Raw genomic sequence first — 4,222 nt, forward strand, 5'->3', positions numbered from 1 at the left:
CGATCACATCCCCTGTGGGGCTAAAACAGACACTTCTTACCCAGTCATTATGTCCGCTGAATGTTACCTTGCAGTGACCCTGCAAGTCCCAAAATTTCGCAGTTTTGTCCGATGAGGCAGTAGCGATCCTATCTCCTGTGGGGCTAAAACTGACACTTCTTACCGAGTTATTCTGTCCGGTGAATGTTACCAAGTAGTTGCCTTGCAAGTCCCACAATTTCGCAGTGTTGTCAGATGAGGAAGTAGCGATCCTATCTCCTGTGGGGCTAAAACTGACACTTGTTACCCAGTGATTATGTCCGGTGAATGTTACCAAGCAGTTGCCTTGCCAGTCCCACAATTTCACAGTTTTGTCAATTGAGGCAGTAGCGATCCTATCTCCTGTGGGGCTAAAACTGACACTTGTTACCGAGTCATTATGTCCGGTGAATGTTACCAAGCAGTTGCCTTGCCAGTCCCACAATTTCGCAGTTTTGTCAATTGAGGCAGTAGCGATCCTATCTCCTATGGGGCTAAAACTGACACTTGTTACCAAGTCATTATGTCCGGTGAATGTTACCAAGCAGTTGCCTTGCCAGTCCCACAATTTCGCAGTGTTGTCAGATGAGGAAGTAGCGATCCTATCTCCTGTGGGGCTAAAACTGACACTTGTTACCCAGTCATTATGTCCGGTGAATGTTACCAAGCAGTTGCCTTGCAAGTCCCACAATTTCGCAGTGTTGTCAGATGAGGCAGTAGCGATCCTATCTCCTATGGGGCTAAAACTGACACTTCTTACCAAGTCATTATGTCCGGCAAACTGGCACCGTTCGCGAATTTTAGCAAGAATCTTCTGCAAAACTAACAGAGGATTGGTAACGGGATATTCTGAAAGCGGGGGATTATCTGGTATCCACTTCTTTAAATCTTCTCCGGCTTTGATAGCTGCCCGCAAGTCTCTTTGGTTTCCATCCGACTGAAAAAGCTTTAAGGCATTGCGTCCCGCTTCTTCGATTTTGAAAACTTCCCTGAATTGTTTACGGAATTCTCTTAATGATTCATTATTTTTCTTCAGTTCTTGGCGTTCATCAGCTTGACTGGCATCTAAAAAATCATTATCCTCATCGCTTAAACGTTTACCCACTTTCCACTGCAACGCATCATCCAACGCTTTGCCACGCAACAGTCGGGAAGTATCTTGACGATTTGAGGCTATCCAAGCGGCGAAGTTTTCCTGGTAGGGGCGGAGTTTTGCTAATTCTTGCTGTACCCAATCGAGGTTAAATATTTCTCGATAAATACGGTTGTAAACTTGCAGTTGACCGTGTTTTTTAACAACTAACCCCGATAACTGTAACTCCATTTGGTCTGGACTGTTATCAGCGGCGACCCCCCCCAGCCCCCCCAAGCTTCGGGGGGGAGTAAGATTGTCTTTTTCCTCCTCTGCTAAGGGAGGATTAGAGCTATCTTTACCACCCCTTATTAAAGAAGAATTAGTGCTATCTTTCCCCCCCCTTAGCAAGGGGGGGTTAGGGGGGGTAATAATTTGCTGATAGATGCCGAGGAGTTGGCTGGTACGCTGTTGATTGCTGAGGATGCGATCGCGAATTGTTCCGAGGTGTTCGGGGTTATCGTTCTCTTCCCAATTGTTAATAATGTAAGCTTGTACCAGTTCGGCAATGTCAGGATTGCTGGTTTCTGCTTGTTCTAGGACAATTTTACAAAGTTTTTGAGTCAAAAAAGGCTGTCCGCCCGTCCAGTCTAAAATCTCCTTTAAAACCTCAAGGGGACTATCAACTTTTCCTTCTAAGCCTTTCGCTAAAGGTGCAGCTTGTTCTTGAGTAAAACCTTTTAATTCAATAGCTTGACCGATATTAAAGGGCGTGCGCTTTTTATCTTGAATCAAATCTGAAGGTGTGGCCACGCCCAACAGACAAAAAGTAATGCGATTGTAGTCTGCATTTTGGGTACGGCGATTGTAGCAGCTTCTGATAAAAGCAAATAGATCGTCTGCCGAAAAATTCAAACTCAGAACGCTATCTATTTCATCAAAAAAAATGACTATTTTTTCGGAAACCTGCGACAGCATCACCGATTCAATAAACTCCCGAAATCTACGCAAGGGAGACAGCCAATTTCGTTCCTCCAACCAGCTTTTTAAATTAACCTTGATGTCTAATTCATAAGCCAAAGTATCAAGTATATTAGCATACCACTGTTCGGGATGCTCTAACTTCGTCTCGTCGCCAGACAGGTCAATAAAAACCGATACAATGCCTTCGTCTCGCAGTCGCTTCATAGTTTGAAGCGCTAAGCTAGACTTACCTATTTTGCGAGAATTGAAAACATAACAAAGTTTACCTTCAAGCAACGCTTGATAAAGCTGACTATCAGCTTCTCGCGTTACATAGGTTTGGGTATCTTCTGGGAGAGTTGATTCAGCTATATATTGATAAGTCATAGACGCACCGAGAAATATTGACGGTACAAATCGCAGCGGGGAAAACAATCATTATGTTCCACTCGCACCAATCCCATACTTTCTAACTTAAATATTTGATTAGTTTCCAGCATCGCTGGTTGAGTTTTAGTTACGACTTCTCGGTAAACTTCGGCGAGTTCTGGACAGAGTTTGAGCTTGGCTAAAAGTTCTCGCAAGTGATTAATAAAGGGACTTTGTTCAGTAGGTGAAATTTCCAAAAGCTTAGTCAGAGAAGATTGAGGAGTTTGCAGGTAAGCAAAAGCTGCTTGCACCAGATAAGGATAACCACCAAACATTTTCATAAGTTGTTGAATATCGTCTGTACTCAGCCAATTGTGTCGATACTGCCCCGCTAACTGCTGCACTTTTTCCGGGGTAAAATCTGGCAAAGGTACAGTCAACCCAACACCCGCCAAAGGGGATGAGTTGATATCAAGAGAACTGTAAACTTCTGTAGCGTGAACGACAATTAACCGGATTTTTTGCCAGATTGCACTGCGGCGATCATTCCTTTTAGCTGCATCATTCCACCCACGCAGTAAGCGACAAAAATCAATATTAAAAGTAGCTTGCTCAAAAACCAGGTCTACTTTCTCTAATACCAGTACCAAAGGTTGAGAAAAATCTTTGAATAAATACCTTTCTAAATATTTAGTGACGTTAGGGTTAATACCGCCTAAAGAGTCATCCCAATGTTCCCCTAATTTATTCTCCAACTCCAGTAAGTCGCCCAAAGTAACACACAACCACTGCAATAATTTCCGGTAATCTCCCAAAACTTCACTGTCAGCTTCCTCAAAACTGAGGAGTGCTGTTTTGTAACCTTCTTGCGATGCGCGATCGAGAATTTTATCCACCAGTAAAGTCTTGCCCATTTTTTGAGGAGCTTTAATCCGAATGAGCGCTCCCTTTTCTAAAATTTTATCATAACATTGATCTTCGCAATCGCGCTCTACATAGTAGGATTCAACTTTTTCTGGATTTTCAGGGGAAATTCCACAATTTGCTTTTAATTTATCACTAACTGAGTCAGGTTTATACAGGGCAAATAGCGCGATTAATCGATCGCGCTGTCGGAAGCGTTCGCCCTCTTCATTTTTAAAACCAAATAACTTGCAGATATTTGTAATATGGTATCTGACACCCGATGAATCATTAAGTTCGATGAATTTAGCTATCGCTTCCTCTGAATTCCCTTGCAAAAACAGATCTAGTACCTTATGCTGTATGCGGTTTAGCTCTTTTGGATAAATGGCGTCAAACTCTTTTTGATTCATGCTCCGCATACCTGCCTTAGCGCTTTACCTACCACTCTTACTAATTTACCACAGTTGCCAGCTTCAGCCTCGATCGCCAGTTTAATTTCACAAATTGACAAACACCAGCTAATTTGTGAAGATTTTTTCACAAACCCTTCAACTCCCTTGTCAAAAAAAGTGGTAATTCCCCGGCAATTGACAACTTTGTTGAATTTATTTGTCAATCAAAGAATAGTAATAAAGTTAGTTTATTATCGAAATTGTAGACAGGAAAATTAACTAAATGAAAACTTTAAAACGGCTGCACCAGAACAAGACTACATCAGCTAAAAAGGTAAATCAAGTGAAAAAATCTGACAATTCCAACATCAAGTGGTGGATCGAGAAAGTTGCAGTACCGATCGCGATCGCCCTAATTCCCTTAGTAAGCTGTCAAACATCTAAACTGCATTAACTAAGTTACCTTTATTTTTTATTTTTCTGTTCCATTTAATAATTAGTT

3 protein-coding genes are annotated in these 4,222 nt (G+C 42.1%); 1 reads left to right on the forward strand and 2 read right to left on the reverse strand.

What is annotated here, in order from left to right; translation table 11 throughout:
• Window positions 1-2,440: AAA-like domain-containing protein (locus tag QUB33_RS23345; protein ID WP_333354953.1), on the reverse strand; the 2,440-nt coding region annotated here is incomplete at its 3' end.
• A complete protein-coding gene (locus QUB33_RS23350; RefSeq protein WP_333354956.1) occupies window positions 2,437-3,738 on the reverse strand; it encodes an AAA-like domain-containing protein in 1,302 nt (433 codons plus the stop codon). The genes QUB33_RS23350 and QUB33_RS23345, both read right to left, overlap by 4 nt.
• 265 nt (window positions 3,739-4,003) lie before the next feature.
• Here QUB33_RS23350 and QUB33_RS23355 point away from each other — a divergent pair, with 265 nt between their 5' ends.
• The gene (locus QUB33_RS23355) at window positions 4,004-4,174 is read left to right on the forward strand and encodes a hypothetical protein (RefSeq protein ID WP_333354959.1); all 171 of its coding nucleotides are present in this window, start codon (window positions 4,004-4,006) and stop codon (window positions 4,172-4,174) included.
• Window positions 4,175-4,222 lie beyond the last annotated feature (48 nt).

Source organism: Microcoleus sp. B3-A4 (assembly GCF_036705385.1).
In the GTDB taxonomy this organism is placed as follows: Bacteria; Cyanobacteriota; Cyanobacteriia; order Cyanobacteriales; family Microcoleaceae; genus Microcoleus.